This window comes from Bartonella sp. AP30XZML (assembly GCF_042195945.1).
GTDB lineage: Bacteria > Pseudomonadota > Alphaproteobacteria > Rhizobiales > Rhizobiaceae > Bartonella.
The window spans coordinates 1-2,958 of the sequence record NZ_JBHIPJ010000070.1; the positions used below are offsets into that span (position 1 = coordinate 1).

General features: G+C 42.9%; 5 protein-coding genes. All 5 read left to right on the top strand.

Annotation, left to right across the window (positions count from 1 at the left end):
• Window positions 1–403, top strand: a 403-nt coding sequence (locus ACFIL2_RS05205) for a phage tail sheath family protein (protein ID WP_375680289.1), incomplete at its 5' end; no start/stop codon positions are given.
• On the top strand, window positions 403–909 hold the full coding sequence (locus tag ACFIL2_RS05210; protein WP_375637134.1) for a phage major tail tube protein: 507 nt from the start codon (window positions 403–405) through the stop codon (window positions 907–909). The genes ACFIL2_RS05205 and ACFIL2_RS05210, both read left to right, overlap by 1 nt.
• A 2-nt stretch (window positions 910–911) precedes the next feature.
• Complete coding sequence (locus ACFIL2_RS05215; RefSeq protein WP_375612344.1) at window positions 912–1,199, top strand: phage tail assembly protein; 288 nt, start codon at window positions 912–914, stop codon at window positions 1,197–1,199.
• Window positions 1,200–1,240: 41 nt separating this feature from the next.
• On the top strand, window positions 1,241–1,309 hold the full coding sequence (locus tag ACFIL2_RS05220; RefSeq protein ID WP_273755857.1) for a GpE family phage tail protein: 69 nt from the start codon (window positions 1,241–1,243) through the stop codon (window positions 1,307–1,309).
• A partial coding sequence (locus tag ACFIL2_RS05225) for a phage tail tape measure protein (protein ID WP_375681702.1) occupies window positions 1,306–2,958 on the top strand: 1,653 nt, incomplete at its 3' end. The genes ACFIL2_RS05220 and ACFIL2_RS05225, both read left to right, overlap by 4 nt.

The following is a 2,958-nucleotide window of genomic DNA, read 5'->3' on the forward strand; positions in this document are numbered from 1 at the left end:
TAACGAACAAAACATCACAACAATTATCCGCGAAAATGGTTATCGTCTTTGGGGTAATCGCACCCTTTCAAGTGATACAAAGTTTGCTTTCTTATCGGTGGTGAGAACCGCAGATATGATCAATGACGCCATTTTGCGCGGGCATCTATGGGCTGTCGACCGCAATATCAAAAAAACCTACATGAATGATGTCAGTGAAAGCGTCAATGCCTATTTGCGTGATTTGAAAGCACAAGGCGCCATTCTTGGTGGGCGCTGTACGCCTGATCTAGAGCTTAACACAGCAAGCGCCATTGAGAGCGGTAGAGTCTATTTCAATGTCGAATTCACCCCCACAACACCCGCAGAACATATCACGTTCCGTTCACGCATTGTGAATGATTATTTAGAGGAGATTTTTTAATGGCTATCCCCGTTTTACCAAGAGTTTTGAAATATTTTAACATTTTTGTCGACGGTATTCCCTATCAAGCAAAATGTGAAAGCGTAACATTACCGAATTTGAACTTGGTTGTTGAAAGTTATCGCGGCGGTGGCATGGATAGCTCCATTGAAGTTGACCTTGGTCTTGAAACCCTCACGCTTAGCATGACCATTTCTGATTGCTCTCCAGAGTTAATGGCACTCTTAGGGCGCACTGATGTCGACATTTCATTACGAAGTTCAATGCAAGCGCAAGGCACACCAGCAGAAGGTGTTGTCATTACCATGAGAGGACTATGCAAAGGCTTTGAAATGGCAGAATGGCAACCGGGGAGCAAAGCAACATCCACGGCTACATTCACATTACAGTATTTCAAATATGTCCAGAAGGACGTTGAAATTGTTGAGATAGACGTCCTCAACTTGGTGAGAAAATTCAATGGCGTCAATCAACTCGCAGACCATAGAGACAACATAGGATTATAAAAATGACAGTCCAAACAAGCATTACACATAAATTATTGATACCTGTTACTTTTGAAGGAAAAGAGCACACCGAAATTACTTTACAGCGCCCCAAAACAAAAGATGTGCAAGCAATCGACAAAAAAGAAGGCATAGAGCAAACAATCGCTATGATCGCACGTCTTTCTGGATGGGCACATGAAGCGGTTGGAGAACTCGATATTAATGACTTGTCGAGCATTGGAGAGATTTTGGAGTCTTTTATCAAGCGGCGGGATACCTCGACTGGGAAACCGCCGCTAAACTCATAGCCGATATTACCATTGTTTTTCATTGGCCACTTTCAGACATGATGGAAATGGAACCGCAAGAACTCATATTCTGGCGAAAACAAGCAGCAGAAAGGTATAAGATAAAATGAGTGAAAAAGTTGCTGATGCAAAGGTGAGATTGTCTCTTGAAGACAAACTCACCGCACCTCTCAAACATCTTCAAAAAAAATTCGACACATTGTCAAAAACACTCTCACATAGTTTGGGTATTCCGCGCTTTTCTGCTGCTGTCAAAAACATGACAAAAAGCCTTCATGGTGTTCAAAGTGCTCTTGGAGTGGCGGCAAGCCGTGCTTCAGTCTTTACTGGTGTCTTGGGGCTTGCTGATGGTGGTCTTGTGGCAAGTGTAGCCGCCCTCACCATGAAAACCATGCATCTGGGCGATAGTCTTTATCACGCATCACACCATTTAAATATGAGTGTTGCATCACTTCAATTATGGGGTGATGCAGCCGATAATTCAGGCACTTCTGCCGAACTTTTTCAACAATCCTTAGCGGTTTTAAATAGGCGTTCAGCACAAGCATATGCCGGACAAAAAAGAGGCATGATGGGCTTTGAAGCGCTTGGCATTTCTGTCAAAAACACTTCTGGAAAACTCAAATCCACTTCTGTCTTGTTAGAAGAAATTACCGACAAGATGAGTAAGATGAAAAGCCAAGCACAAAGACAGCATATTGCTGCTCTGCTGTTTGGGGGTGATGGTAAAGAAATGGCGACCATGCTTGCACAAGGCATGGCACCCATTAAAGAGCTGTTTGCAAAGGCGCGAAAAGGAAAATGGCTGATAGGTGCCGATGTTGCACGCTATGCAGCAGATTTAAGTGACAAGCTTGGTGCCTTTAAGAAAAAAATAGGCGGTATCGCGAGCTTTATTGGCGCGCGTTTCATGCCCGTGATTAATGATATGATTGACGGTTTTTCAAAGTTGATTGATGAAAACCGCGACCTCATTCAAACAACCGTTGCGAGCTGGGCAAAAACCTTAAAAAAAGTCCTTAATGATTTGCTTAATCCTACCTCTGATTTAAGAAAAGGCATCAGTGATCTCACAGAGAGGATTAAAGGCTGGTTCCAATGGATGGAGCCGTTGATTGGTGAAATAACCCTTTTCAAGGTAGGACTTGTGGCACTTGGTTCGTTCATTTTTGGTCCACTCATTGCCGCGTTAGCCGCAGCGGGAGCAGCGTTTGTCACACTTGGCTATGCAATCATGACCACACCTATCGGCTGGATACTTGGTGGTATTGCAGCAGTTATTGCACTGTGTAAATACTGGGATGAAATAGATTTCCGGTTGGTTGCATCATTAGCTGTAATTGGTGCAGCGTTTGTTAAGCTTGGTATCATCATGATGTCCTCTCCTATCACTTGGGTAATTGGTGGCATTGTTGCGCTTATTGCTGTTCTATATGTGCTTTACAAATATTGGGACAAAATAAAAAGCTTGTTGGTAGCATCATTAGCTGTAATTGGTACAGCATTCGCCGCGCTTCGCATCGTCATGATGTCTACTCCCATAGGCTGGATAATAGGCGGCATTACAGTGCTTATTGCTACTGGATATCTACTCTACAAAAACTGGAATACCGTAATAAGCTTCTTAGGAAAGCTATGGAATTCTTTTTACAGCTTATGTAGTAACATTTTCAATAACCTCTTTACGCTCTTTAAAAACTTTTCACCACTCTATTGGATAGCAAAAGGAATCAATGAACTCATTAAATGGTTGCTTGGC